This is a genomic window from Pseudomonas sp. NBRC 111133, from assembly GCF_001320605.1.
Classification (GTDB): Bacteria; Pseudomonadota; Gammaproteobacteria; order Pseudomonadales; family Pseudomonadaceae; genus Aquipseudomonas; species Aquipseudomonas monteilii.
Window position 1 is genome coordinate 17,242 of record NZ_BCBJ01000081.1, and the last position, 25,334, is coordinate 42,575.

At 62.4% G+C, this 25,334-nt stretch carries 21 protein-coding genes and 1 pseudogene; 9 read left to right on the plus strand and 13 right to left on the minus strand.

The features are described from left to right. Positions 1 to 8: 8 nt before the first annotated feature. The 6 genes from APH36_RS18895 (at position 9) to APH36_RS18920 (ending at position 6,203) form a co-directional block, all read left to right on the plus strand. On the plus strand, positions 9 to 1,415 hold the full coding sequence (locus APH36_RS18895) for a pitrilysin family protein (protein ID WP_060499807.1): 1,407 nt from the start codon (positions 9 to 11) through the stop codon (positions 1,413 to 1,415). Between the two features lie 155 nt (positions 1,416 to 1,570). Next, on the plus strand, positions 1,571 to 2,593 hold the full coding sequence (locus APH36_RS18900; RefSeq protein ID WP_060499808.1) for a DUF5924 family protein: 1,023 nt from the start codon (positions 1,571 to 1,573) through the stop codon (positions 2,591 to 2,593). Positions 2,594 to 2,707: 114 nt separating this feature from the next. Further along, a complete protein-coding gene (locus APH36_RS18905; RefSeq protein ID WP_060499809.1) occupies positions 2,708 to 3,841 on the plus strand; it encodes an ABC transporter permease in 1,134 nt (377 codons plus the stop codon). Next, positions 3,838 to 4,629 (plus strand): ABC transporter ATP-binding protein, encoded by a 792-nt coding sequence (locus tag APH36_RS18910; RefSeq protein ID WP_060499810.1) that lies wholly within the window; start codon positions 3,838 to 3,840, stop codon positions 4,627 to 4,629. Before APH36_RS18905 ends, APH36_RS18910 begins: the two co-directional genes overlap by 4 nt. 3 nt (positions 4,630 to 4,632) lie before the next feature. Then, positions 4,633 to 5,571 carry an MlaD family protein gene (locus APH36_RS18915; protein ID WP_060499811.1) on the plus strand — a complete coding sequence of 313 codons (939 nt, stop codon included), beginning with the start codon at positions 4,633 to 4,635 and terminating at the stop codon, positions 5,569 to 5,571. Then, a complete protein-coding gene (locus tag APH36_RS18920) occupies positions 5,568 to 6,203 on the plus strand; it encodes an ABC-type transport auxiliary lipoprotein family protein (protein ID WP_060499812.1) in 636 nt (211 codons plus the stop codon). The genes APH36_RS18915 and APH36_RS18920 overlap by 4 nt, the downstream gene beginning before the upstream one ends. Here APH36_RS18920 and APH36_RS18925 read toward each other — a convergent pair. From APH36_RS18925 to APH36_RS18940, 5 genes are all read right to left on the minus strand, one after another. Next, the gene (locus tag APH36_RS18925; RefSeq protein ID WP_060499813.1) at positions 6,185 to 7,414 is read right to left on the minus strand and encodes a nucleoside recognition domain-containing protein; all 1,230 of its coding nucleotides are present in this window, start codon (positions 7,412 to 7,414) and stop codon (positions 6,185 to 6,187) included. The two genes, APH36_RS18920 and APH36_RS18925, sit on opposite strands and share 19 nt — an antisense overlap. A 153-nt stretch (positions 7,415 to 7,567) precedes the next feature. Continuing rightward, entirely contained in the window at positions 7,568 to 8,896 is a 1,329-nt protein-coding gene (gene gltP, locus APH36_RS18930; protein ID WP_060499814.1) for a glutamate/aspartate:proton symporter GltP, read from the minus strand. Positions 8,897 to 9,641: 745 nt separating this feature from the next. Then, positions 9,642 to 10,112, minus strand: coding sequence for an inhibitor of vertebrate lysozyme family protein (locus APH36_RS18935; RefSeq protein WP_060499815.1), 471 nt, complete (start codon positions 10,110 to 10,112; stop codon positions 9,642 to 9,644). Between the two features lie 2 nt (positions 10,113 to 10,114). Next, positions 10,115 to 10,276: a DUF1328 domain-containing protein gene (locus APH36_RS30960; RefSeq protein ID WP_003252966.1), complete on the minus strand. Its 162-nt coding sequence runs from the start codon at positions 10,274 to 10,276 to the stop codon at positions 10,115 to 10,117. 42 nt (positions 10,277 to 10,318) lie between these two features. Next, positions 10,319 to 10,609, minus strand: a complete 291-nt coding sequence (locus tag APH36_RS18940) for a hypothetical protein (protein ID WP_060499816.1) — start codon at positions 10,607 to 10,609, stop codon at positions 10,319 to 10,321. 421 nt (positions 10,610 to 11,030) lie between these two features. Here APH36_RS18940 and algB point away from each other — a divergent pair, with 421 nt between their 5' ends. Both algB and APH36_RS18950 read left to right on the plus strand, forming a co-directional pair. Further along, positions 11,031 to 12,377, plus strand: coding sequence for a sigma-54-dependent response regulator transcription factor AlgB (gene algB, locus APH36_RS18945; protein WP_060499817.1), 1,347 nt, complete (start codon positions 11,031 to 11,033; stop codon positions 12,375 to 12,377). Beyond that, positions 12,374 to 14,155, plus strand: coding sequence for a KinB sensor domain-containing domain (locus tag APH36_RS18950; protein WP_060499818.1), 1,782 nt, complete (start codon positions 12,374 to 12,376; stop codon positions 14,153 to 14,155). The genes algB and APH36_RS18950 overlap by 4 nt, the downstream gene beginning before the upstream one ends. A gap of 51 nt (positions 14,156 to 14,206) precedes the next feature. Here APH36_RS18950 and APH36_RS18955 read toward each other — a convergent pair whose 3' ends face one another. The 7 genes and pseudogenes from APH36_RS18955 to APH36_RS18985 form a co-directional block, all read right to left on the minus strand. Continuing rightward, a complete protein-coding gene (locus APH36_RS18955) occupies positions 14,207 to 15,811 on the minus strand; it encodes an EAL domain-containing protein (protein ID WP_060499819.1) in 1,605 nt (534 codons plus the stop codon). Between the two features lie 78 nt (positions 15,812 to 15,889). Further along, positions 15,890 to 16,678, minus strand: a complete 789-nt coding sequence (locus APH36_RS18960) for an N-acetylmuramoyl-L-alanine amidase (RefSeq protein WP_060499820.1) — start codon at positions 16,676 to 16,678, stop codon at positions 15,890 to 15,892. Between the two features lie 81 nt (positions 16,679 to 16,759). Beyond that, complete coding sequence (locus APH36_RS18965; protein ID WP_060499821.1) at positions 16,760 to 18,688, minus strand: GGDEF domain-containing protein; 1,929 nt, start codon at positions 18,686 to 18,688, stop codon at positions 16,760 to 16,762. Positions 18,689 to 18,715: 27 nt separating this feature from the next. Continuing rightward, positions 18,716 to 19,548, minus strand: a pseudogene (locus tag APH36_RS18970) (endonuclease/exonuclease/phosphatase family protein). 34 nt (positions 19,549 to 19,582) lie between these two features. Further along, positions 19,583 to 20,215: a thiol:disulfide interchange protein DsbA gene (dsbA, locus tag APH36_RS18975; protein ID WP_060499823.1), complete on the minus strand. Its 633-nt coding sequence runs from the start codon at positions 20,213 to 20,215 to the stop codon at positions 19,583 to 19,585. A gap of 151 nt (positions 20,216 to 20,366) precedes the next feature. Then, positions 20,367 to 20,984, minus strand: coding sequence for a cytochrome c (locus APH36_RS18980; RefSeq protein ID WP_016712846.1), 618 nt, complete (start codon positions 20,982 to 20,984; stop codon positions 20,367 to 20,369). A 31-nt stretch (positions 20,985 to 21,015) separates the two neighbouring features. Beyond that, positions 21,016 to 21,318: a cytochrome c5 family protein gene (locus tag APH36_RS18985; RefSeq protein ID WP_016712845.1), complete on the minus strand. Its 303-nt coding sequence runs from the start codon at positions 21,316 to 21,318 to the stop codon at positions 21,016 to 21,018. 201 nt (positions 21,319 to 21,519) lie between these two features. Here APH36_RS18985 and yihA point away from each other — a divergent pair, with 201 nt between their 5' ends. Further along, positions 21,520 to 22,152, plus strand: a complete 633-nt coding sequence (gene yihA / locus APH36_RS18990) for a ribosome biogenesis GTP-binding protein YihA/YsxC (RefSeq protein WP_019099202.1) — start codon at positions 21,520 to 21,522, stop codon at positions 22,150 to 22,152. A 416-nt stretch (positions 22,153 to 22,568) separates the two neighbouring features. On the opposite strand, the gene polA is transcribed toward yihA, so the two are convergent. Further along, positions 22,569 to 25,316: a DNA polymerase I gene (polA, locus tag APH36_RS18995; protein WP_060499824.1), complete on the minus strand. Its 2,748-nt coding sequence runs from the start codon at positions 25,314 to 25,316 to the stop codon at positions 22,569 to 22,571. Between the last annotated feature and the right edge of the window lie 18 nt (positions 25,317 to 25,334).

A 25,334-nucleotide genomic window follows, 5' to 3' on the forward strand; every position in this document is an offset into this window, starting at 1 on the left:
GCTCGCCCATGCGTTGCCTGATGTTCGTTTGCCTGCTGATCTGCAGCCTGCCCTCATTGGCCCTCGACCGCTCGCGGGTTGAGGGCTACCTGCTGCCCAACGGCCTGCAGGTCATTCTGAAAAACGGCTACGAACGCGACCATGTGGCGATTCGCCTGGTGGTCGGGGTGGGCCTGGACGACTTCGATTGCGAACAGAAAGAGCTGCCGCATCTGCTTGAGCACCTGCTGTTCAGCGGCATCGACGAAACCGGCGAGGGCGGCCTGGAAGAGCGCCTGCAATCGCTCGGCGGCGAGTGGAATGCCTACACCAGCAGCGCCGACACCACGTTTGTCATCGAAGCCCCCGCACGCAACCAGCGCAAAGTGCTCGACCTGCTGCTGGCGGTAATCCGCGACACCCGTATCGATGCCAAAGCCCTGGCCACCGCCAAGCGCATCATCGAGCGCGAGGATGGCGGCCACTATGGGCACCTGCAGCGCTGGCTCGACCGCCAGGATATCGGCCACCCTGCCAGTGACCAGCTGGCGACCGAGCTGGGCCTGAAATGCCCCGAGCGCTCCAATATCGACGACATGACCCTGGAGCAGGTACAAGCCTTGCGTGACCGCTGGTACGCCGCCAACAACATGACCCTGATCATGGTCGGCGGCCTCGATCGCTTGCTGCCAGCCTACCTGGAACGCACCTTTGGCGAACTGCCAGCCACCGAGCCGGAGGAACGCCGCAACCTGGAAAGCATCACCCATCAGGCCGAGCAGCGCCGCGACCTGACCCGGGGCTGGTTGGGCGATAGCGTCAAGCTGCATTGGCTGTTCATCGAGCCGGTGCTTGACAACGACCACCAGGCCACGCTCGACCTGCTGTCACGTTACATGGACTGGGCGCTGTACGACCAGCTACGCCTGCGCAACGGGCTGTCCTACGGGCCATCGGTGCAGCGTGAAAGCTTTGGCGATACCGGCCTGCTCAGCCTCAATGCCGACCTGGAACGCGATGACATCGACAAGGCGGTGAAGGTGATGCAGGCATTGTTCGAGCACCTGCGCAAGGAAGGCCTCGACCCGGACACCTTCGCCCGCGTCAAGGACGCCAGCGTTGCCAAGGAAAGCTGGAGCACCCAGGGCAACAGCGCCTTGGCCGACTACTACTGGGGGGCACTGAACGACTACACCGACGGGCGCTTTGCCAACCCGGTGCGCAAGTTGCGGCAGGTTAGCCTGGAGCAGGCCAATGAGGCGCTGAAGGCGTTGCTGAAGGAAGAGGGTTACTTGCGTATCGAGAAGCCATTGCTCGGCTATGACGAGCTGTACGGGCTGGCCGCCTTGCTGATGGGCCTGGTCCTGGCGGCGGGTCTGCTGCGTTGGCGACGGCATGGCCCTGAACGGCCCAGTGGTGCTACACGACAGCGGTGAATCGGCGGTATCCTTTTGCCAGTACCGGCCCTTTCGCGGGTAAACCCGCTCCCACAGGATCACCACAACCTCAAAACCTGTGGAGACTCTGTGGGAGCGGGTTTACCCGCGAAGAGGCCGGCACAGCCACCTAATCCTCTCCTGTTGCAGACCCAATGCCCCAAATCCCCCATATCGTCCAACGCATCATCGAACTGCTCAAACGCTACCCCGGCATCATCGCGCTCTGTGGTTTCCTCTCTGGTATCGGCAGTTTCATCCTGGTCGACCGCCAGGCCGGCCTGGCCAGCTGGGTAGCTGTGCTCATGCTGGTCAGCTGGGTCTGGCTGATGCTGGAGAACACCCTGACCGGCCTCTTCGCCCGCACCTTCAATCGCGAAATCCCGCAGCCGCTGCTGCGCTACGCGACGCAGATGATCCACCAGGAAACGCTGTTCTTCGTGCTGCCGTTCTTCTTCATCACCACCACCTGGAACAGCGGCCAGCTGGTGTTTACCGGTTTGCTCGGCGCCGCAGGCCTGATTTCGATCACCGACCCGCTGTACTACAAGTGGCTGGCGCCTCGGCGCTGGCTGTTCCTGGCGCTGCATACCCTGACATTGTTTGCCGCCCTGCTGACCGCGCTGCCGATCATCCTGCACCTGACCACCGCGCAAAGCTTCAAGCTGGCGCTGATCGCCGCCATGGCCCTGTCGTTCCCCAGCCTGGCCAGCAGCTTCCCGATCAACACCTGGCGGCGTGGCATCGCCCTGGTGCTGGTTACCCTGTCCGTGGGTGCCGGGGGCTGGCTGCTGCGTTCCTGGGTACCGCCGGCCACCCTGTGGATGACCGAAGTGGCGGTGAGCACCGGAGTGCTGAATCGCCAACCGGGCGACTCGCTGGACGAAATTGCTGCCAGCCGCATTCGCAACAGCGGCCTGTACGCCTACACCGCCATCAACGCACCACGCGGCCTGAACGAGCGGATTTACCACGTGTGGCAAAAAGATGGCAAAGAGGTCGACCGCATTGCCCTGGACATCCACGGCGGACGCAAGGAAGGCTACCGAGCCTGGACCCACAAGCAGAACTTCCCGCCAAACCCGGTGGGCAAATGGCAGGTGCGGGTGCTGACCGAGGATGGCCAGGTGATTGGCGTGCTGCGCTTCAAGGTGGTCGATGACGCACCGGCACAGTGATTGAAAGGGGGCCGCTTTGCGGCCTCCAAACCCAACAGACAGCACATAATCACCAAACAGCCCATGCCTGCTGCGCTATGATCAGCCCCTAAGCCTTAGCGCCGAGTCAATTGCATGGAGCCTATGACCCCCCCCAGCGCCACCCTGGACGCCAGCAGCCAACCGCCCTGCCTGCGCATAACCGGTGACTGGACCCTGGCGCACTACGCCAGCCTCAGGCGCGAGAGCGAGCAACTGCGCGCGCAATACCCTGCCGACACCGTCGCCGACCTCAGCCAGCTGGGCCGCCTGGACACTGCGGGCGCCTCGTTGCTGGCCGAACTGCTGGGTTCCGAGCGCCTGTCCCACTGCACCCAAGACCTGCCCGAAGCCAGCCGTGCGCTGCTCAAGAACGTTTACTGCTCGGTGCAGGACTACTGCATCCCGGTCAAGGAACCCGAGCGCAATGTGCTGATGTTGCTGCTGGAACGCATCGGCTGCGCCGTCGGCACGTTGTGGCAGGACAGCATGCAATTGCTGGGCTTTGTCGGCGTAATCCTCGAAACCTTGCTGCGTCGTGCCCTGCAACCACACCGCTGGCGCATTACCCCGGTTGTGGCCCACATCGAGCAGACCGGCCTGGACGCGGCTCCTATCGTCGCCTTGCTGACCTTCCTGGTGGGGGCGGTGGTGGCCTTTCTCGGCGCCACGGTGCTGGCCGACTTCGGTGCAACGGTCTTCACGGTCGACCTGGTGGCATTCTCGTTCCTGCGCGAGTTCGCCGTGCTGCTCACCGCCATCCTCATGGCCGGCCGCACCGCCAGCGCGTTCACCGCGCAGATCGGCTCGATGAAGGCCAACGAGGAAATCGACGCCATCCGCACCCTGGGCCTGAACCCGATGGAACTGCTGGTGGTTCCAAGGGTACTTGCACTGCTGATCTCACTGCCACTGCTCACCTTCGTCGCGATGATTTGCGGCATTGTCGGTGGCGCAGTGGTATGCGCCCTGACGCTGGATATCTCACCGGCCATGTTCCTGTCACTGCTGCAAAGCGACATCGGCGTGCAGCACTTCCTGGTGGGCCTGGCCAAGGCGCCGTTCTTCGCCTTCCTTATTGCGGCCATCGGCTGCCTGGAAGGCTTCAAGGTCAGTGGCAGCGCCGAGTCGGTAGGCGCGCATACAACATCGGCAGTGGTGCAGTCGATTTTCGTGGTCATCGTGCTGGACGCGGTGGCTGCCCTGTTCTTCATGGAGATGGGCTGGTGAGTGGCCAGGAAACCGTTATCGAGGCGCGCGGCATCTGCAACCGCTTCGGCCGCCAGGGGGTGCATGAAAACCTCGACCTGGACCTGTACCGCGGCGAAATCCTCGCCGTGGTAGGCGGTTCGGGCAGTGGCAAGTCGGTGCTGCTGCGCAGCATCATTGGCCTGCGCCGGCCCAATGAAGGGCAGATCAAGGTGTTTGGCCAGGACCTCGCCGGCCTGCGTGAAGAGGAACGCTCTCTGGTCGAGCGGCGCTTTGGCGTGTTGTTCCAGAAGGGCGCGCTGTTCTCTTCGCTGACCGTTACCGAGAACGTGGCCTTGCCGCTGATCGAGCACGCCGGGCTGTCCCGCGCCGACGCCGAACACCTGGCCGGCGTGAAGCTGGCCCTGGCCGGGCTGCCGATATCCGCCGCCGACAAGTACCCGTCTTCGTTATCGGGGGGCATGATCAAACGTGCCGCGCTGGCCCGAGCCCTGGCACTGGACCCTGACATCCTGTTCCTCGATGAACCCACCGCAGGCCTGGACCCGATCGGCGCTGCCGCGTTCGACCAGCTGATCCTTACCCTGCGCGATGCCCTTGGCCTGTCGGTGTTCCTCATCACGCACGACCTCGACACCCTGTACACCATCACCGACCGCATCGCGGTGCTGTCACAAAAGAAGGTTTTGGTGGCCGGCCCGCTGGCTGAAGTCGAGCAGACCAACGACGCCTGGATTCAAGAATACTTTCATGGCCCCCGCGGGCGTGCAGCCGAGCAGGCCGCCACCCGTGCCGGGCAGGAGCGCTGAGCAATGGAAACCCGAGCCCATCACGTACTAATCGGCCTGGTCACCGTCCTGGTGGTAGCCGGCGCCATGTTGTTTGGCCTGTGGCTGACCAAGTCCAGTGTCGACGACGCGTTCAAGGACTACGAAGTGGTGTTCAACGAGGCCGTTTCCGGCCTGTCCCGTGGCAGCCCGGTGCAGTACAACGGCATCAAGGTGGGCGATGTGTCCACCTTGCGCCTAGACCCGAAAGACCCGCGCCGGGTACTGGCCCGCGTTCGCCTGAGCGGGGATACCCCGGTGAAGGAAGACACCCAGGCCAAGCTGACCCTGGCCGGCGTGACCGGCAACGCGTTCATCCAGCTCAGCGGCGGTACGCCACAGAGCCCCGAGCTGAAGGGCAAGGACGGCAAGCTGCCGGTCATCATCGCCTCGCCGTCGCCCATCTCGCGCCTGCTCAATGACAGCAGCGACCTGGTCACCAACATCAACATGCTGTTGCACAACGCCAACCAGATGTTCTCCGAAGACAATATCGGCCACCTCAGCAGCACCTTGGCCAACCTCGACAAGACCACCGGTGCCTTCGCCGGCCAGCACGGCAGCATCGCCGAGGCCATCGAGCAACTGGTGCAGGTGGGCAAGCAGGCCAGCGCCACCCTGGCCGAAACGCAGGCGCTGATGCGCAATGCCAACGGCCTGCTGGGCAGCGAAGGCAAACAGGCGATCGGCAGCGCCGAGCAGGCCATGCAGTCGCTGGCCGAAAGCACTGCCACCATCAACAATCTGCTGAAAAACAACAGCGAGGCTATCGGCGACGGCGCCCAGGGCCTAAACCAGCTCACCCCTGCCATTCGCGAACTGCGCGAAACCCTTAACGCACTCAAAGGTATTTCCCGGCAACTGGAGGCCGACCCCAGCGGCTACCTGCTCGGCCGCGACAACAACAAGGAGTTCCAGCCATGAAACCGTCGCTGCGCCTGCTGGCCCTGGCGGCCGCGCTGAGCCTGGCCAGTGCCTGCTCGATCCTGCCCAAGAGCGAACCCGTCGACCTCTATCGCTTGCCGGTTAACCAGCCCAGCCGCACGGCAGCGCCGCTGGACTGGTCATTGCGGCTGAACAAGCCGCTGGCCAGTGAGGTGCTGGCCGGCCCGCGCATTGCCGTGATTCCACAGGGCGATGTGGTCAGCAGCTACAAAGGTGCGCGCTGGAGCGATGCGGCCCCGGTGCTGCTGCGCAACCGCTTGCTCGATGGTTTCCAGCGTGATGGCCAGGTACAGCGCCTGAGCGCCGACGACAGCAACCTGCAGGCCGACTACGAGCTGGCTGGCGAGCTGCAGGCATTCCAGAGTGAGTACCGCCCGGGCGGCGCGGTGGAGGTGGTGATTCGCTATGACGCTCGGCTGGTTCAGGGCCGCAACCAGCGTATCCTCGCCAGCAAGCGTTTCGAGATCCGCCAGCCGCTGGCCGACAAGCAGGTGTCAGCGGTGGTCGCCGGTTTCGGCCAGGCCAGCGACCAGCTGGTGGGGCAGATTGTGACCTGGACCGTCGACCAGGCCAGCCAGGCACAACGCAAGGTTCAGGCGAAGAACCAGTAGCAGACGAAGATCGCAGCGACCACGCCTGAGAACTCGGCCAGCAGTGCGCAACCGACCGCGTGGCGCACGCGCTGGATACCCACCGCGCCAAAGTACACGGCCAGCACGTAGAAGGTCGTTTCAGTACTGCCCTGGATGGTCGCCGCCACCAGGGCCGGGAAGCTGTCTACACCCTGCGTCTGCATGGTCTCGATCAGCATGGCCCGCGCTGCGCTGCCAGAGAACGGCTTGACCAGTGCTGTGGGCAGGCCCTCGACGAAGCGGGTGTCCAGGCCCAGCCAGTTCACCGCATGGCGGATACCGTCCAGGGCCAGCTCCAGGGCGCCTGAAGCACGCAGTACACCCACCGCCACCAGCATCGCCACCAGGTAGGGCAGCAGGTTCTTGGCCACATCGAAGCCTTCCTTGGCCCCTTCGACAAAGGCTTCATACACCTTCACCCGCTTCAGTGCGCCAATCACCAGGAACAGCATGATCACGCCAAACAGTGTGAGGTTGCCCAGGACCGACGACAGGCTGGCCAGCGCGGCGGCCGACAGGGTGCCGAGAAACGCCATGAAGCCTCCCAGCAGCAACGCGCCGGGAATGAAGTAGGCGAGCACCACCGGGTCCCACAGGCGCAGGCGCTGCATCACCGCCACCGACAGCAGGCCGACCAGGGTCGAGACACTGGTGGCCAGCAGGATGGGCAGGAACACCATGGTCGGGTCTGGCGCGCCTTGCTGGGCCCGGTACATGAAGATGGTCACCGGCAGCAGCGTCAGCGACGAGGCGTTGAGCACCAGAAACAGGATCTGCGCGTTGCTGGCTGTGGTGCTACTGGGGTTGAGCTCCTGCAGCGCGCGCATGGCCTTCAGGCCAATCGGCGTAGCGGCATTGTCCAGCCCCAGGCCGTTGGCCGCGAAGTTCATGGTGATCAGGCCCAGGGCAGGGTGCCCGGGCGGCACTTCCGGCATCAGGCGGGCGAACAGCGGGCCTAGCATTTTGGCCAGCCATTCGACGATACCGGCCTTTTCGGCGATCTTGAGAAAGCCCAGCCACAGGGTCAGTGTGCCGAACAGCAGCACCATCACCTCGACCGACAGCTTGGCCATGGCGAAGATGCTTTCGACCATTGCCGCGAAGATCCCGGCATTACCACCCACCAGCCATTGGGCCAGGGCGGACACTGCCGCCACCAGGAAAAAGCCAAGCCAAAGGCCGTTGAGCATCCGCGTATTCCCCCTGAAAAATGCCCGAATGATAGCGGAAGTTGCCTGGACCGGCCTCATTGCCGGCGATGAGGCCGGTGCAGGTGCCCGCGATCCTTACAGACAGCAAAAAGCCCCGACAAGTCGGGGCTCTTCGTCATACAGCTATCAGGCTTAGCGCTTGGCGGCTTCGCCAACCACTGCGGCTTCCTGCTTGTTGGCCATCAGCGAGGCGTAGTACTTCTCGCCCTTGGCGGCGTCGTACATGCCTTCCCAACGCGCGATGACCAGTGCTGCCAGGGCGTTGCCTACAACGTTCAGCGCGGTACGGGCCATGTCCATGATGCGGTCGACACCGGCGATGAAGGCCAGGCCTTCCAGCGGGATACCCACGCTGCCCAGGGTGGCCAGCAGCACCACGAACGATACGCCCGGCACACCAGCGATGCCTTTGGAGGTGACCATCAGGGTCAGCACCAGCAGCAGCTGCTGGCTCCACGACAGGTCGATACCGTAGAGCTGGGCGATGAAGATGGCCGCGATGCTCTGGTACAGGGTCGAACCGTCGAGGTTGAAGGAGTAGCCGGTCGGTACCACGAACGAGCAGATCGACTTCGGCGCACCATACTTCTCCATCTTCTCGATCACGCGCGGCAGCACGGTTTCGGAGCTGGAGGTGGAGTAGGCCAGAATCAGCTCATCTTTCATGATGCGCATGATCTTGATCACCGAGAAGCCGAACACGCGGGCAACCAGGCCCAGCACCATGAAGGCGAAGAAGGCGATGGCGAAGTACACCAGCAGTACCAGCTTGGCCAGTGGCAGCAGCGAGCTGAAGCCGAAGTTGGCCACGGTCACGGCGATCAGGGCGAACACGCCGATCGGGGCGTAGTTCATGATCATGTGGGTGACCTTGAACATGGTTTCCGATACGGCCTGGAAGGTGCGTACCAGTGGGTCGCGCAGCTCGGCCTGCAGGCTCGACAGCCCCAGGCCGAACATGACCGAGAAGAAGATGATCGGCAGCATTTCGCCACGCATCAGCGCTGCGAAGATGTTCGACGGAATGAGGTTCAGCAGGGTCTCGATGAACGCGTGCTCATGCTGCACCTCGGCCGCAGTGGCCTGGTACTTGGAGATGTCCACGGTACCCAGGGTGCTCATGTCGATGCCGGCGCCCGGGTGGAACAGGTTGGCCAACACCAGGCCCACGACGATGGCGATGGTGGTCACCACTTCGAAGTAGATGATGGTCTTAAGGCCGATGCTGCCGAGTTTCTTCGCATCGCCAACCCCGGCGATACCCACGATCAACGACGAAATCACGATCGGGACGACGATCATCTTGATCAGGCGAATGAAGATGTCACCGGCGGGCTGGAGGACGTTGCTGATCCACCATGCCTTTTCTGCACTGAAATGATTCAGTAGCGCGCCGATTGCAACGCCCAGGACGAGACCGATGACGATCTGCCAGGCGAGGCTAAGTTTTGCCTTCTTCATGTCTTTACCCTTTGTTCTAGTGGTCATGGCACCCGACGAAAACACGCGTAACAGAGCCATTGGCAAGGCCTCTGGCTTCAAGCGCACCCGTCTGGCGACTTCATGTAAGGACACCGCAGGCGAGCGACAGGGCGCTCTGACCAGCGAAAAAGGCGGCAACTATTGCGATGGGAAAGGGGGAAATCTAATGCCGGAAGCGCATGCCCCATACCGATTATGCATAATATTTCATGCCAAAACAGAGGGTTCGCAAGTGCTTGATTTATAACGTTCGGAATCCCGAACAAGACCAAACCGCCATATTTCGGCAGATTTGACGGTACACAAAGGGCATGAAAGATGGCTTGTTCGACAATCCGAATGGCCGAAATGCCACTTGAAGAAGGACCCGCAAGGCCGAAAAAAATTTGATGTACGGTCGAGACAAAATGTGTCTCAGGGATGAAATCGCGCAAGGAAGAGGGCGATTCCTACATGGCTCCTCGGAAGTCAGGTCTGGTCAGGTATCCCTGTGACACCGCCGACCTGATACTTCCGATTCCGCCTTTCCTGACCCGGCCCATCGCTGGAGGCACTCCCTGTACCCCTAGGCCACTCCGATCCTGCAACAATCAGAACAGCCCGGCCCCTTGGTCATGTGCTGCCCCTCCTCGGGGCGGCGCATCATAGAAGGCTGAAATATAGAAAGGTTCAGCTTCTATTACGTGACAGTCGATGACCTTTCATCCTTACCGGCAATAAATGCTCAGTACCAGTTCGGGTCACGCTTTAGCTGCTCCTGCAGCATTGCCTTCATGCCGTCGTCAGGGTCGCCCAGCCAGCGATATTGCGCATGGCGTGTAGGCGACTTGTCGCTCGGCAAGCCTTCGGGTACCTCCACGAGCATCCCGTAGGCATCCTCCTTGTCCCAGCTGAACGCAACGATCAGCCGCTTGTACGTGCAGTTGTCCTGCGCCTCGCACAACGGGCCGACCAGGTACTTGTCACCATCTTCGGTAGTGGCGGACATCTGGTGCTGGGCACTGCCGGTGAGATTAACCACCCAATCGGGCAGGCGTTCCTCGCCTTTGATCGTGTCCTGCCAGGTTTCCCGGTACTCCGGGTCCGAGCCGAGCAACTGGTCGACCCGGACCTGGCCGTCATTGGCCGCCATCGCCGCCGCACTGCCGCCCAACAACAGGGCGGCAGCCAGGGCTGTACAAAGCTTCCTGCCCATCTTCAACCTCGTCCACGTCCAAAGAAGAAGGAGGCTACGAACAACACTAGGAAGACAATGAACAGGATCTTCGCGATACCCGTTGCAGCGCCCGCGATACCACCGAAGCCCAGTACGGCAGCGACAATGGCGATGATGAGGAAAGTGATAGCCCAGCTCAGCATGGTGGTTCTCCTTTCTTTTTCAGAATCGGTGCGGCCGGCAGGTCAGAAGACCCAACGGTCCTGGGGTACGACATTTTCCAGGGTGGCCGGTGAGGCAGAGGCCTGGCCGGCCGGCAATGGGTCAGCTGCCTTGACCAGGGTATTGGCACGGGTTGCCTGAATCTGCGTCAACAGCGCAGTCTGCGCGGCCACTTGCTCAGCCAAGCGCGCGGTCTGCCAGCTGTAATAGAAGAGGCCAGCGGCCAAGGTCAGCAGCAGCGCCATGCCGACAGACAACATCTGGCGCAGGGGCAGGGCGACGTTCTGCGAGCGGTTGACGGATTGGCGGTTCATGCCGGCTCCTCCTGCTGTAATTGTTGTTCAAACCTGAACAGGTAATTGCAGCCTGCATGCCAGCCTTTTGATTTTAAAAAATACCTTTAAAATCAATAAGTTAGTAGTTACATAACCGTTCGACAGGGACGTATCCTGCACGATGCCGCCTGTATGGTCGTGCGAATTGCACGATCGGCCCTGGAAGTCAGCATCACGGGCGGAACAAAGCGAGAGGCCGTTTTTTGTAGGCAAAAACAAAAAACCTCCGCAACCAATGTGCCATCCCGTGCCTCTAAGCAAATCATCGGGTTAACGCAGCTTCCAGGCGTCAATTGGCCATTGGCTAGCATGCAGAGGACAGAATCCTTCAGAATCGACCATGCAACTTGCCCGATTTTTCCCACACTAAATGAAGATCTATCCCTAAGGAGCGTAGGAAATGGAATCAGCCCAGGACAACCAAGGCCGCATTCTGCTGGTGGATGACGAGTCCGCGATCCTGCGCACCTTCCGCTACTGCCTGGAAGACGAAGGCTACAGCGTGGCCACAGCCAACAGCGCCGCCCAGGCCGAAACGCTGTTGCAGCGCCAGGTGTTCGACCTTTGCTTCCTGGATTTGCGCCTGGGCGAGGACAACGGCCTGGACGTACTGGCGCAGATGCGCATTCAGGCACCCTGGATGCGCGTGGTGATCGTGACCGCGCATTCGGCAATCGATACAGCGGTGGATGCCATCCAGGCCGGCGCCGCCGACTACCTGGTCAAGCCATGCAGCCCCGATCAGTTGCGCCTGGCCACCGCCAAGCAGCTGGAAGTGCGCCAGCTTTCAGCACGCCTGGAGGCCCTGGAAGGCGAAATGCGCAAACCCAAGGACGGCCTGGACTCGCACAGCCCGGCCATGATGGCGGTGCTGGAAACTGCCCGCCAGGTCGCCACCACCGATGCCAACATCCTCATTCTTGGCGAGTCCGGTACGGGTAAAGGCGAGTTGGCCCGGGCCATCCATGGCTGGAGCAAACGTGCCCGCAAAGCCTGCGTGACCATCAACTGCCCGTCGCTGAACGCCGAGCTGATGGAAAGCGAACTGTTCGGCCACACCCGCGGCGCCTTTACCGGTGCCAGCGAAAGCACGTTGGGGCGGGTCAGCCAGGCTGATGGGGGTACGTTGTTCCTCGACGAGATCGGCGACTTCCCGCTGACCCTGCAACCCAAGTTGCTGCGGTTCATTCAGGACAAGGAATACGAGCGCGTGGGCGACCCCGTGACACGGCGTGCAGATGTGCGCATCCTGGCCGCCACCAACCTAAACCTCGAAGAAATGGTGCGCGAAAGCCGCTTCCGCGAAGACCTGCTATACCGCCTGAACGTCATCACTCTGCACCTGCCGCCCCTGCGCGAGCGCAGTGAAGACATCCTGACCCTGGCCGACCGTTTCCTTGCCCGCTTCGTCAAGGAATACTCCCGCCCCGCCCGGGGCTTCAGCGACGAAGCGCGCACCGCCCTGCTCAACTACCGCTGGCCCGGCAACATTCGCGAACTGCGTAACGTAGTAGAGCGGGCCAGTATCATCTGCCCGCAGGAGCGCGTGGAAATCAGCCACCTCGGGATGGGCGAACAGCCGGCTGGCAACGCCCCGCGCGTGGGTGCCGCGCTAAGCCTGGACGAGCTGGAGCGCGCCCACATCGGCGCGGTGCTGGCTGCCAGCGACACCCTCGACCAGGCCGCCAAAACCTTGGGCATCGACGCCTCCACCCTGTACCGCAAGCGCAAGCAGTACAACCTATGAAGGGGCCGCCCATGAAGCTGCGCACGCGGCTTTTCTTGAGTATCTCGGCACTGGTCACGGTGGCCTTGCTCGGGCTGCTGCTGGGCCTGGTCAGCGTGCTGCAGATGGCAACCGTGCAACAGCAGCTGGTGCGTGACACCACCCACGCCCTAGAAGTGGGGCTGAAGTTGCGGCAGAACCTTGGCGAACAGTTGACCCTGATCCTTGATGAAGACACGGCCCCGGAAAACCTGCGGCTGCTGCAAGAAAATTTCCAGGCCTTGCTGAACCAGGGCCTGGAACAAGGCGGAGAGCGCACTGGCTTCAGCAAGGCCGGCAGTAACTACCAGGCGTTCCTGCAAGCCTACCGTGACAGCCCCGCGCCCGCGCGTAGCATGGGTGTCGACCAACCCTTGGGGGCCGCCTTCAACCAGGTGCGTACCGACCTGATCGATTCCCACAAGCAGACGCTGGACCTCATCACCCGCAGCGAGGAATACAGCCGTGACCGCGCCCTGCTGGTCAGCGGCGTGCTTGGCCTGACGGGCCTGGTGGTGCTGGTGCTGGGCTTCATTACTGCACACAACATCGCCCGACGTTTTGGCCAACCGATCGAAGCCTTGGCCAAAGCAGCCGACCAGCTGGGCAAGGGCAACTTTGACGTCACCCTGCCAGTCACCCAGGCCACCGAGCTGAACCAGCTGACCCGCCGCTTTGGCCTCATGGCCGATGCCTTGCGCAAGCACCAGGCCACCAACGTCGACGAATTGCTGGCCGGGCAGCAGCGCCTGCAGGCCGTGCTCGACAGCATCGACGATGGCCTGCTGATCATCGACCGCCAAGGTCGCCTGGAACACCTCAACCCGGTAGCGCAGCGCCAGCTCGGCTGGAATGATAACCGCGTGGGCAGCAGCCTGGCCGAAGCCCTGCGGCGGCCGGAGCTGGAGCAGCAGCTGCGTCAGGTGCTGCGCGGTGGCAGTTTGGACCGCCCGCCGGAAGACCTGACCATGGAGGTGGATGAAGAAACGCGCCTGCTGACTTACAGCCTGACCCCGGTGAGCCATCCGCAAGGGCCGATCCTTGGCGCGGTGATGGTGCTGCACGATGTGACCGAGCAACGGGCCTTCGAACGCGTGCGCAGTGAGTTCGTGCTACGCGCGTCCCACGAACTGCGCACCCCGGTAACCGGCATGCACATGGCCTTCGGGCTGTTGCGCGAGCGGGTCAAGTTTCCGCCTGAGGCACGCGAGAATGACTTGCTGGACACCATCGGCGAAGAAATGCAGCGGCTTACCCAGCTGATCAACGACCTGCTCAACTTCTCTCGTTACCAGAGCGGGCTGCAGAAACTCGACCTGGCCCCCTGTGCCATCGACGAATTGCTGGAGCGCGCACAACTGCGTTTTGCCGAACAGGCAGCAAACAAGCAGGTTGAACTGATTAAGGCACTCGAACCACCGCTCCCACGTATTCAGGCCGACGTTGCGCAACTTGATCGGGTGCTGGACAACCTGCTGCACAACGCCATCCGCCATACCGCCAACGGCGGGCGTATCCGCCTGCATGCGCGGCGGCATGCGGAGCGGGTGATCATCAGCGTCGAAGACACAGGCGAAGGGATTGCCTATGGGCAGCAGGGTCGCATTTTCGAACCGTTTGTGCAGGTAGGGCGCAAGAAGGGCGGTGCAGGGCTAGGATTGGCGCTGTGCAAGGAAATCGTGCAACTGCATGGTGGGCGCATGGGGGTGTTTTCCCGGCCGGGGCAGGGGACACAGTTCTACATGGCGCTGCCAGTTTGAGTATCGCCTGTACAGGCCTCATCGCCGGCGATGTGGCCGGGGCAGGATCACTCAGTGCTCCACCCGCCGGGGCAGCTGCCCCCGGGTTACCAGCTCGGCAAACTGCCGGGCGTTTAGCGGTCGGGCAAACAGCCAGCCCTGGCCGTAATTGACCCCTTCACTGTTCAGCAACACCGCCTGGTCCTCGCATTCGATGCCTTCGGCAATCACCCGCAGGTGCAGGTCATGCGCCATGCGGATGATGTGCGGGGCAACGCCGCTGCTAGCGGCATCATGGCCCAGCGCATCGATGAAGGCCTTGTCGATCTTCAGGCAGTCCACCGGCAGGGTTTGCAGATAGGCCAGGCTGCAATAGCCGGTACCGAAGTCGTCGATCAGCACCTGATGCCCCACGGCGCGCAGCGCCTGCAGGTTGTCACGAGCCACCACCACGTCGATCAAACCGCGCTCGGTCACCTCGAACGCAATCTGGCTAGCGGCCACCCGGTGCAGGGCCAGCAGGCGTGCCGCCACCCGGCCAATACGCGGCACCATCACATCGCAGGCGGCGAGGTTCACCGATATGTACAGTTTGGGGTGCGAGCGCAGAAGCTGCCCCAGCTGTTCAAGGACGCGCTGCAGAACAAAGTCAGTGATCTGGCGTATCTGCCCGGTATTTTCCGCCAACGGGATAAACAGGTCCGGGCTGGTCAGCGTGCCATCCGGGCGGCGCCAGCGCACCAGGGCCTCGGCGCCTACACAGCGCCGTGTGTCGAGCTCGAAGATCGGCTGGTAGAGCACCTGCAGCTCTCCACGGCGCAAGGCATTCTGCAACTCCGAGCTCATCGACCGCCGTTGCAGGATCAACTGCAGCACCAGCCAGCCGATGCAGCAGGCAGCCAACACGCTGCCAGGGAACAGCAGCCAGAGCATGCCATTCATTCTCAGCGGAAGGCTGGCCCGTGGGGCAATCAGCACCAGTTGGTAATCCGGCGACTTGGTGGGCATGCGGTAGATTAGCCGGTCACTGAGTTGGAGCAATGACTTGTGGCTGGTCGACCAGGCCGAGGGCGGCGGCCACACCTGTGGCGGGCCGAGCACGGGTATGGCCCGGGCACCGTTGTCCAGCACCACCACCAGGCTGCCGCCCGGTGGCAGGTCGACCACGTCGGTCAGGTGCCCACGCGAGGTGGAGACCACGAATTTGCCCCGGCCCAGCATCAACGCAGCCAGGTTCTCGTTCGGCTCGGTCGTGGTGTTCAACCAGTAGCTGTAGGTCGGCCCCTGGATGTCGGGTGCCCGCAAAGGCTCGAATGCCCGCTCATCGCCACGGTTGGAGCAGGCGACGTCACCATCCACATAGGCCGCTTCATAAATGAACCGCGAACTCAGGCCAACCTGCTGCAACGCCGCCAACATCGCCGGGCTGCAGCCACGCAAGGGCTGAGCCTGCAGCAGGTCGACCCCTTCGCGCAGCTGGCCGAAAACCTGCTCGAGGCGGTCGAGAAAACGCTCGCCCTGGGCGTTCATCTGTTCGCTCTCGCTTTGCTTCATCTGCTGCAGGGCAATGCCGATGCTGGCAGTGAGCAAAAGTGCTGCGCTGGCCAATGCTGCCAAGGTGGCCAGCATCCAGGGACGGTAAAAAAATTGGCGCAGCGTAGAAATGAGAGCTGACATCGAAGGCATCCAGTTGATTACCAAGGTATAGCAACTGGATCAAAAATCATCCTCGCCGTTTAGCGCCTCGCTGCAGGCTCAACGCATCCGGTTGAGCACCTGCAGCATCGCCGCCGTCTGCGCATCGGGCATGCCGTCGAAACGCTGCGGACGGAAGCGCATCTGGAACGCAGCAATCACGTGGCGGGTGGCGACATCCAGCACCCCGGTCTGCTCGACTTGATAGCCAAACCGCGCCAGTTCCTGCTGGTACCAGCCAACGCTTGGCGGGTTGACGCTGAAGTAGGCCTGTTGGCGTGCCACGGCATTGGCATCAGGCCAGATACCCAGCCCGGCATCGGCCAGGCGCTTCCACGGGAACAGCGGGCCCGGGTCCAGCTTGCGTGATGGTGCGATATCACTGTGGCCAATGATGTGCCGAGGCTCGATGTTGTTACGTTTGACGATGTCCTTGAGCAGCGCGATCAGCGACTGGACCTGCGCTTCGCTGTAAGGGTGCCAGACCCGGCCATTCGGCGTGTCGGTGAAGCCCGGGTTGACGATCTCGATCCCGATGGACGACGAGTTCAGCCAGGTGCGCCCCTGCCACTGGCTGTCGCCGGCATGCCAGGCACGACGGTTTTCATCCACCAGTTGATACACCGTGGCCGGGCCGTCGCCGATCAGGTAATGGCTGCTCACCTCACCCTGGGTAAGCAACGCCAGGGAGCGCTCCAGGGATGCATTGGTGTAATGCAGTACAACGAACTGGATGCGGTTATCCTGGTTGGCCGAGGGGTGGCTGCGGTCGATGCGCAACCCCGTCGAACATCCGGCAACAGACAACAGCAAAAAGGAAATCAGCGTTATTTTAAGCGTGGAAAGCACGTCAATGGCCTCAGTTAATGAGCGCTACAGTATAACGTGCTCCCCATGGCCGCGCTTATCGTGAGTCAGTGTCAGCAAACGCTAGCTCTGCTCGACGCGGTTACGTCCCAGCGCCTTGGCCCGGTACAGCGCCGCATCGGCGCGTTTGAGCACCTGGTCGCCACGCTCGCCAGAGCGAAACGCCCCCAGGCCGATCGAAGTGGTGATCACCACCCGCTCACCCTTGAAGTGGAACGGGCAGGCCTCCACGGTGGCGCGCAGTACTTCCGCCATTTGGGCCGCTGCCGCGGGTGACGTCTGCGGCAGCAACAGGACAAACTCCTCGCCCCCGAAACGGGCAATGAAGTCACGACCACGCAGGCGTTTGCTCAGCTGGTCAGCGACAATCTTGAGTACCTTGTCCCCGGCCAGGTGCCCATAGCTATCGTTTATGCGCTTGAAGTGGTCCAGGTCGAGAATCGCCATGGCCAGATGGCCGCCGGCCTCTTGCCATTCAAGTATTTCGCGTTCTACCCGCTCGCTCCAGGCCGCACGATTGGGCAAGCCGGTGAGCGGGTCGAGCAGGGCTTTCTGCCGTTGCTCTTCCAGGTGTTCACGGTAACCGAGCGCTTCATGCTCCATGTTCGCCACCCGCTCCGACAAGCCTTGCAGGCGGCCTGCCAGCTCCTGCTCGCGGCGATCACGCTCAAGCTTGTGCTCGTCCATGGTGACCAACAGGCCTTCCAGCCGGTTTTCCAGGATGTGCTTGAGGCTGTCCACATCGGCGGCGCCTTGCACACTGCTTTGCAAGCCGTCGACGTGCTCGCGCAGCTGGGTATCCAGTTCACGGGCAGCACTGCTGTTGTCGGCATGGCCGGCGCTGGCCTCCTGCAGGTGGCTCTGGAAGCCTTCCAGGCGTTCGTTGAGCTGTTGCAGGTAGGTTTCGAATTCGTGCTGGCCGCTGTCGGTTATTGCCAGCATCAGCACAGCCAGGTCATCCAGCACCGGGATCAGCTCGTACCAGTTCAGGCCACGGGCAACCCGCTCGCGCATTTCCAGCGCCTGGGTCTTGTGCCGCTCGGGCAGGCTGAGGTCATCAAGCAGCCCGATCAGGGTCTGCTCGATGTGGGAGGCAACCTGGCTGTAGGGGGGTTCGACGGCATAGGGCAGGGCATAAGGGCCGTCTTCGCCGAACGTCTCTTCGAGCGTGGGTGTCGATTGTGCTGCTGCCACGGGTTCGCTGGCGGTCGCGTCGGGCTCCGACACGTTTTCCTGCAGCGGTTGCTGGGCGGCGGGTGTTTCAGCCGTTTCGATCAGCGCTGGGCCCTGTAGCTCCGGCTCGGGTTCGACCGCTGCGCTGGCTTCAGGGACAAGGGCCGGCAACGGTTGCAGCGCATCCATATCGTCGGGCTGCGGGGCTTCGAGAGGGGGCTGCACAACCTGAGGCGGCGCTTCGGCAGCAGGCACTGCCACCGGCTCAGGTATTGGCTCGCCTTGCGGGTCATCCTCGCGGCTACCGAACAAGCGCTGCAAGAAACCGGGCCGGGCCTCATCCTCCGGCTTACCACGCGCCGACAGGGCGCGGCCCTGCAAGCCACTCAACTCGCCCAGCAGCGGCGGCAGATCGCGGGACTGGGCAACGCCACCCTCGAGCTTCTTCGCCAGTTTTTTCAGCGCACGCGAGATATCGCTGGGCAACGACAGGCCTTGCAATTGGCCAACCAGCGCGGCGAGCGCATCACTGACCTGGTTCATGCGGGTTTCACGGCGCTGTTCGGAGTCCAGCACCGCCTTTTCAAGGCGCGGGATCAAACCGGCGAGGCCGGCGTCCATGTTGTCACTGCGGATGACTTCGCGCATTTCCTTCATGCACGCGTCCACCACCTTGTCACTGCCTTCTGCAGCCAGGCTGCTGCGCACCAGGCCACGACGAAGCAGGTCGAGACGGGCGTCCCACCGGCGTTCGAGCTTTTCTTGCTGCTCGATGCTTTTAAGGTATTTTTCTTTCCAGCGCTCAGCGTCTTCAGTCATGCCCGGGTCCGCAAACGGTGATGGCAATTAGCTCAAGACCGGCAGCGTATCCACAGTCAATGCATCAGGCAATCGAATCTCGACTGCAACGGGAAGGTGGTCGGAAATTGGCCGTGCCAGCACCTCGACACGCTCCAGCGTGAGGCTTGGGCTGAGCAGGATATGGTCCAGGCAACGCTGTGGTCGCCAGCTGGGGAAGGTGGCCTCGACTTGCGGGGCAATCAGGCCCAGGTCGCGCAGCGGAGAGTGTTCCAGCAGGTCGGTGGCATGGGTGTTCATGTCGCCCATCAGCACCTGATGACGATAACCACCAATCAGCTCGCGGATATAACCCAGTTGCAGGGCTCGCGTCTTGGCGCCGAGCGCCAGGTGCATCATCACCACGACCAGCGCATCTTCGCCTTCGCCAAAGCGCACAAGAATCGCCCCGCGACCGGCCGGGCCAGGCAACGGGTGGTCTTCGAGCACCTGCGGCTTCAGGCGGCTGAGGACGCCATTGCTGTGCTGGGCGAAACGCCCGAGGTTGCGGTTGAGCTGCTGGTACCAGTAGGGAAAGGCCCCCAATTGCGCCAGGTGCTCGACCTGGTTGATGTAACCCGAGCGCAGACTGCCACCGTCGGCTTCCTGCAAGGCCACCAGGTCGAAGTCGCCCAGCAGTTCGCCGATTTTCTGCAGGTTGCCGGCCCGACCATTGTGCGGCAGCAAGTGCTGCCAGCTGCGGGTCAGGTAATGCCGGTAGCGCTCGGTGCTGATGCCGACCTGAATATTGAAACTGAGCAGCCGCAGCCGACCATCCTCGGGCAGGCCAGAAGCCTGCAAGTGATGCTCGTTGACCTGCGGCTGGTGCAGGCCAATGCCACGCGTGGCTCGGAAGCGGGGCATGGGTTACGCCGCTTACTTAGCGGCGCGCTCCTTGGCGATCAGTTGGTCGGCAACGTTCAGCACGCCTTCCGGCCCGCCAGCGGTGCCCAGGTCGAAGCGGTACTTGCCGTTGACCACCATGCTCGGTACGCCGGTGATTTCGTACTTTTTCGCCAGTTCTTTGGCCTGGTTGACCTGCCCCTTGATGGCGAAGGAGTTGAAGGTGGCGAGGAACTTGTCCTTGTCCACGCCTTGGGTGGCGAGGAAGTCGGCCATGTCGTTAGGGTCGGTCAGGCGCTTGCGCTGGTTCTGGATGGCATCGAACACTGCCGCGTGAACATTGTGCTCGACGCCCATGGCTTCGAGGGTGAGGAACATCTGGCCGTGTGCGTCCCATGGGCCGCCGAACATGGCCGGTACGCGCTTGAAGTTGACGTCCTTGGGCAGTTTTTCGACCCATGGATTGATGACCGGCTCGAAGTGGTAGCAATGTGGGCAGCCGTACCAGAACAGCTCGACCACTTCGACTTTGCCAGGCACGGAAACCGGAACAGGGTTGCTCAGCTCGATGTATTCCTTGCCGGCGACAGGCTCGGCGGCCTGGACGGCAGTCATACCGAACACGCTGGCGGCGACCAGCGCAGCGCTGAGAATCAGTTTACGCATGCTTTACTCCTGAGCAGTCATGGGTCGCCACGACGCGACCTGCACTAGGACAGGCCGGGAAGGGCTCGAGTTCTGTAGTGTAACGGCTGCGGACTGAAAAAAGGGCGGCCCGGCCGCCCTTTCATCATTGGCCTACAACATTAACTGAAAGTTAATGCAGGCCCTGGATGTAGCTGGCCAACGCTTCGATGTCGTGGTTGCTCAGCTTGCCGGCGATGGTGCGCATGGTCATCGCATCGCCATCGTTGGTGCGGTTGCCTTCGCGGAAGTCCGTGAGCTGCTTGGTCACGTACTGCGAATGCTGCCCGCCCAGGTGCGGGAAGCCAGCCAGGGCGATGCCCGCGCCATTCGGCGAGTGACAGCCTGTGCAGGCCGGCATTCCTTTTTCCAGGTCGCCGCCGTTGAACAGCGCACGGCCACGCTCGACCAGCTTGGGATCGGCGGCCCCCACGCTGCCTTTCTGGCTGGCGAAGTAGGCGGCAATGTCAGCCAGGTCCTGGTCGCTGAACGCGGCCAGCATGCCGGTCATTTCCAGCACGGTGCGCTTGCCCGACTTGATGTCGTGCAGTTGTTTTTCCAGGTAACGCTGGCCCTGGCCGGCCAATTTGGGGAAGTTCGGTGCCAGGCTGTTGCCGTCGGGGTTGTGGCAGGCGCCACAAACGGCGGTCTTGGCCTGGCCGGCGGCGGCATCGCCTTTGATAGGTTGCGCAGCAGTGGCCGCACCTGCGACACCCAGGGTCAACAGCAGACTCACGACTAGTTTGTTCATCAGCTAATCCAACACGGCTAAGGGTGAAATGTTATGTATCGGGACTGCCGCTCATCCAAAGGATGACCAAACGGTAGTCCTCGGCACTGCAGTCCATGCACAATCCACGCGGCGGCATAGCCTTGAAACCCTGGGTCACGTGCTTCACCAGTACCTCCATGCCTTGCGCCAGCCTTGGCTCCCATGCTGCCCGGTCACCCCGTCTGGGTGCCTGTGGCAACTGCCCGGTGTGACAGGCCGCACACGTGCGGTTGTACAACACCTCGGGATCCTGTGTAGCCTGTGCGCTGAAAACCGGCAGGAACATACCGACAGCAAGCAGCCATTTCGCCATGCGGAACGACCTTCAGGGTTGGGGGCCGCGCTGCGTTCTGTTGCGCGAGCTATTGTTCGACACCCCATGCTCCTTCCCCTTCGCTGGGAGAATGAGCACACAAAAACTGGGGCATTATATACTTCCGCCATCCAAACGGAAACGACACCGCTTGCCAGGCTCGGGCCTTCAGAGTCAGGCAACACCCACATCGGATATCCCATGCAAGTCAAGAACCCCATCCTCGGCCTCTGCCAGAAAGCCAAATTCGCCCTCAGCGCAGCCAAGGTCGAACAATGCCCGGACGACCAGGGTTACGAGGTGGCTTTCGCCGGCCGCTCCAACGCCGGCAAATCCAGCGCCCTCAACACCCTGACTCATGCCAGCCTGGCGCGTACCTCGAAAACCCCCGGGCGCACCCAGCTGTTGAATTTCTTCAGTCTGGACGATGAACGGCGTTTGGTCGACCTGCCGGGCTACGGTTATGCAAAAGTGCCGATCCCGCTCAAGCAGCACTGGCAGAAACACCTGGAAGCCTACCTGGGCAGCCGTGAGTGCCTGCGTGGCGTGATCCTGATGATGGACGTGCGCCACCCAATGACCGACTTCGACAAAATGATGCTCGACTGGGCCAAGGCCAGCAGCATGCCGATGCACATCCTGCTGACCAAGGCCGACAAGCTGACCCACGGCGCGGGCAAGAACACCCTGCTGAAAGTGCAGTCGGAAATCCGCAAGGGCTGGGGTGATGGCGTGACCATCCAGCTGTTCTCGGCGCCCAAGCGCCTGGGCGTGGAAGACGCCTACCGGGTGCTGGCGGATTGGATGGAGCTGGAAGACAAGCCGGTAGCCTGAAGGCGAGGGCGACCACCCTGTGGGAGCGGGCGTGCCCGCGAAGAATCCAGCGCGGAGCATGGCCTGGGCTTCGCCCAGGTTCGCGGGCACGCCCGCTCCCACAGGGTTCTTCACCAGGCCTAGGTCAAATTCCGGGCAAAAAAAACCCCGGACTTCGTATGGGGAGGGGGAAGTTCGGGGTCCAAGTCCGGACCGCTAGGGCGGGGTCCAGATATCTGCCAACACTTAACACAACATAGGAGCATCGAAGGGCTTCACCAGCCATTCAGTTACTCTGAGTTCCGGTTCACCGGTTTAGTTCCAAATCCCTGAAAACTATTTGCGATAGTTTCATGAAACTTCAGCACCAATGGCACTGAGCAGTGCCAGGATCCGCGTCACTCCGCCGCAGATCCTACACAGCTTTCCCCGCTCAATCAGTGAGCTTCGTCCCAATTCGCGCCAATTCCTGCTTCCACCAGCAGCGGCACATCCAGTTCCGCCGCCTTGCTCATGTGCTGGCGAATTTCATCTTTCACCTGCTGAACCAGGTCCTCACGCACCTCAAGTACCAGTTCGTCGTGTACCTGCAGGATCACCCGGGCATCCAGCCCGCTCTCGCTCAGCCAGTTGTCCACATTGACCATGGCCCGCTTGATGATGTCGGCTGCGGTACCCTGCATCGGTGCGTTGATCGCCGTGCGCTCGGCGCCTTTGCGCAGGGCCGGGTTCTTGGCGTTGATGTCCGGCAGGTACAGCCTGCGGCCGAACAGGGTTTCGACAAAGCCTTGCTCGGCAGCCTGGGCGCGGGTGCGCTCCATGTAGGCCAGTACGCCCGGGTAGCGGGCGAAGTAACGGTCGATGTAGTCCTGCGATTGCTTGCGGTCGACACCAATCTGCTTGGCCAGACCAAAGGCGCTCATGCCATAGATCAGGCCGAAGTTGATGGCCTTGGCCTTGCGGCGTTGGTCGGTTGTGACGTCTTCCAGGGCCACACCGAACACTTCCGCCGCCGTGGCGCGGTGTACGTCCAGGTCATTGCGGAAGGCATGCAACAAGCCTTCGTCCTTGGCCAGGTGGGCCATGATGCGCAGCTCGATCTGCGAGTAGTCCGCCGCCAGCAGCTTGTAGCCCGGGCTGGCAATGAACGCCTGGCGGATGCGGCGGCCTTCGGCGGTGCGGATCGGGATGTTCTGCAGGTTCGGGTCGCTCGACGACAGCCGGCCAGTGGCTGCCACTGCCTGCTGGTAGGAGGTGTGGATACGCCCGGTGCGCGGGTTGATCTGGCCCGGCAGCTTGTCGGTGTAGGTGCTCTTGAGCTTGCTCAGGCTGCGGTACTGCATCAGCACCTCAGGCAGCGGGTAGCCTTGCTCGGCCAACTCGTCGAGTACAGCTTCGGCGGTGGATGGCTGGCCTTTGGCCGTCTTGCTCAGTACCGGCATGCCCAGCTTGTCGTAAAGGATCGAGCCCAGCTGCTTGGGCGAGCCGAGGTTGAATTCCTCACCGGCCAGCTCATAGGCGCGCTGTTCAAGTTCGGCCATCTTCACACCCAGCTCACCACTTTGTACCTGCAGCAGTGCGGCATCGACCAACGCCCCCTGGCGCTCGATCTTGGCCAGCACCGGCACCAGCGGCATTTCGATGTCCATCAGCACCGGCTGCACACTCGGCGTCTGCGCCAGACGCGCTTGCAGTGCGTGATGCAGGCGCAGGGTGATGTCGGCATCTTCGGCGGCATAGGGGCCGGCCTTGTCCAGGTGGATCTGGTTGAAGGTGAGCTGCTTGGCACCTTTGCCGGCGATGTCCTCGAAGGCGATGGTGGTGTGATCGAGGTACTTCTGCGCCAGGCTGTCCATGTCGTGGCGGGTAGCCGTGGAGTTCAGCACATACGACTCGAGCATGGTGTCGTAGGCCACGCCGCGCATCTCGATGGCAGGCGAGCCGTTAGCCAGAATGTTGATGTCGTACTTGGCGTTCTGCCCGACCTTGGCCTTGGCCGGGTCTTCCAGCAACGGCTTCAGGGCCAGCAGCACGGCCTCGCGGTCCAGCTGGGCCGGCGCGCCTTCGTAATCGTGGGTCAAGGGCACATAGGCTGCTTCATGTGGCTCGACGGCGAACGACAGGCCAACCAGCTGCGCCTGCTGGGCGTCCAGGCCGGTGGTCTCGGTGTCGAAGGCAAACAGCGGCGCCTGGCGCAGCTTTTCCAGCCAGGCATCGAAACGGGCCTGGTCGAGGATGGTTTCGTACTTGGGTTCGGCCTTGGCGGCTGGCACCTCGACCGGTGCCACGTCATCACCGGCCTTGGCCGCGTCACGCTGCACCTCGGCGACCCAGCTCTTGAACTCCATCTCGGTGTACAGCGCCAGCAGCGCTTCACGGTCCGGCTCGCCACACACCAGTGCATCCACTTCGACATCCAGCGGCACGTCGACCTTGATGGTGGCCAGCTCATAGGACAGAAACGCCGCATCGCGGTGCTCTTCCAGCTTGGTCGGCAAGGTCTTGGCGCCCCGAATGGCCAGCGCCGGCACCTTGTCCAGGTTGGCGTACAAGTCGCTGAGGCCACCACCGATGCCGGTCAGCAGGCCCACGGCGGTCTTTTCGCCCACGCCCGGCACGCCGGGAATGTTGTCGACCTTGTCGCCCATCAGGGCCAGGAAGTCGATGATATGTTCCGGGCCGACGCCAAATTTCTCGTGCACGCCAGCCACGTCCAGCACACTTCCGGTCATGGTGTTGACCAAGGTAATGTGCCCGTCCACCAGCTGTGCCATGTCCTTGTCACCGGTCGAGATGATCACCGGGCGCCCTTGTGCGGCGCTGCTGCGGGCCAGGGTGCCGATGACGTCGTCAGCCTCGACACCCTCGACGCACAGCAACGGGTAGCCCAGCGCCTTCACGCTGGCATGCAGCGGCTCGACCTGCACCCGAAGGTCGTCCGGCATGCTGGGGCGGTTGGCCTTGTACTCGGCGAACATGGCATCGCGGAAAGTGCCGCCTTTGGCGTCGAACACCACCGCGAACAGGCTGTCGGGGTATTGCCTGCGCAGGCTCTTGAGCATGTTCAGCACACCCTTCACCGCACCGGTCGGCATGCCCTTGGACGTGGTCAGCGGCGGCAGCGCGTGGAAGGCGCGGTACAGGTAGGAGGAACCGTCCACCAGGACGAGGGGCGCTTGGCTCATGAGCAGAATCAACCTTTT

What these genes read in the sequence shown, in the direction of transcription:
- APH36_RS18895 (WP_060499807.1), top strand. Translation starts at nt 9, where the DNA reads ATGCGTTGCCTGATGTTCGTTTGCCTGCTGATCTGCAGCCTGCCCTCA.
- APH36_RS18900 (WP_060499808.1), top strand. Translation starts at nt 1,571, where the DNA reads ATGCCCCAAATCCCCCATATCGTCCAACGCATCATCGAACTGCTCAAA.
- APH36_RS18905 (WP_060499809.1), top strand. Translation starts at nt 2,708, where the DNA reads ATGGAGCCTATGACCCCCCCCAGCGCCACCCTGGACGCCAGCAGCCAA.
- APH36_RS18915 (WP_060499811.1), top strand. Translation starts at nt 4,633, where the DNA reads ATGGAAACCCGAGCCCATCACGTACTAATCGGCCTGGTCACCGTCCTG.
- APH36_RS18920 (WP_060499812.1), top strand. Translation starts at nt 5,568, where the DNA reads ATGAAACCGTCGCTGCGCCTGCTGGCCCTGGCGGCCGCGCTGAGCCTG.
- APH36_RS18925 (WP_060499813.1), bottom strand. Translation starts at nt 7,414, where the DNA reads ATGCTCAACGGCCTTTGGCTTGGCTTTTTCCTGGTGGCGGCAGTGTCC.
- gltP (WP_060499814.1), bottom strand. Translation starts at nt 8,896, where the DNA reads ATGAAGAAGGCAAAACTTAGCCTCGCCTGGCAGATCGTCATCGGTCTC.
- APH36_RS18935 (WP_060499815.1), bottom strand. Translation starts at nt 10,112, where the DNA reads ATGGGCAGGAAGCTTTGTACAGCCCTGGCTGCCGCCCTGTTGTTGGGC.
- APH36_RS30960 (WP_003252966.1), bottom strand. Translation starts at nt 10,276, where the DNA reads ATGCTGAGCTGGGCTATCACTTTCCTCATCATCGCCATTGTCGCTGCC.
- APH36_RS18940 (WP_060499816.1), bottom strand. Translation starts at nt 10,609, where the DNA reads ATGAACCGCCAATCCGTCAACCGCTCGCAGAACGTCGCCCTGCCCCTG.
- algB (WP_060499817.1), top strand. Translation starts at nt 11,031, where the DNA reads ATGGAATCAGCCCAGGACAACCAAGGCCGCATTCTGCTGGTGGATGAC.
- APH36_RS18950 (WP_060499818.1), top strand. Translation starts at nt 12,374, where the DNA reads ATGAAGGGGCCGCCCATGAAGCTGCGCACGCGGCTTTTCTTGAGTATC.
- APH36_RS18955 (WP_060499819.1), bottom strand. Translation starts at nt 15,811, where the DNA reads ATGTCAGCTCTCATTTCTACGCTGCGCCAATTTTTTTACCGTCCCTGG.
- APH36_RS18965 (WP_060499821.1), bottom strand. Translation starts at nt 18,688, where the DNA reads ATGACTGAAGACGCTGAGCGCTGGAAAGAAAAATACCTTAAAAGCATC.
- dsbA (WP_060499823.1), bottom strand. Translation starts at nt 20,215, where the DNA reads ATGCGTAAACTGATTCTCAGCGCTGCGCTGGTCGCCGCCAGCGTGTTC.
- APH36_RS18980 (WP_016712846.1), bottom strand. Translation starts at nt 20,984, where the DNA reads ATGAACAAACTAGTCGTGAGTCTGCTGTTGACCCTGGGTGTCGCAGGT.
- APH36_RS18985 (WP_016712845.1), bottom strand. Translation starts at nt 21,318, where the DNA reads ATGGCGAAATGGCTGCTTGCTGTCGGTATGTTCCTGCCGGTTTTCAGC.
- yihA (WP_019099202.1), top strand. Translation starts at nt 21,520, where the DNA reads ATGCAAGTCAAGAACCCCATCCTCGGCCTCTGCCAGAAAGCCAAATTC.
- polA (WP_060499824.1), bottom strand. Translation starts at nt 25,316, where the DNA reads ATGAGCCAAGCGCCCCTCGTCCTGGTGGACGGTTCCTCCTACCTGTAC.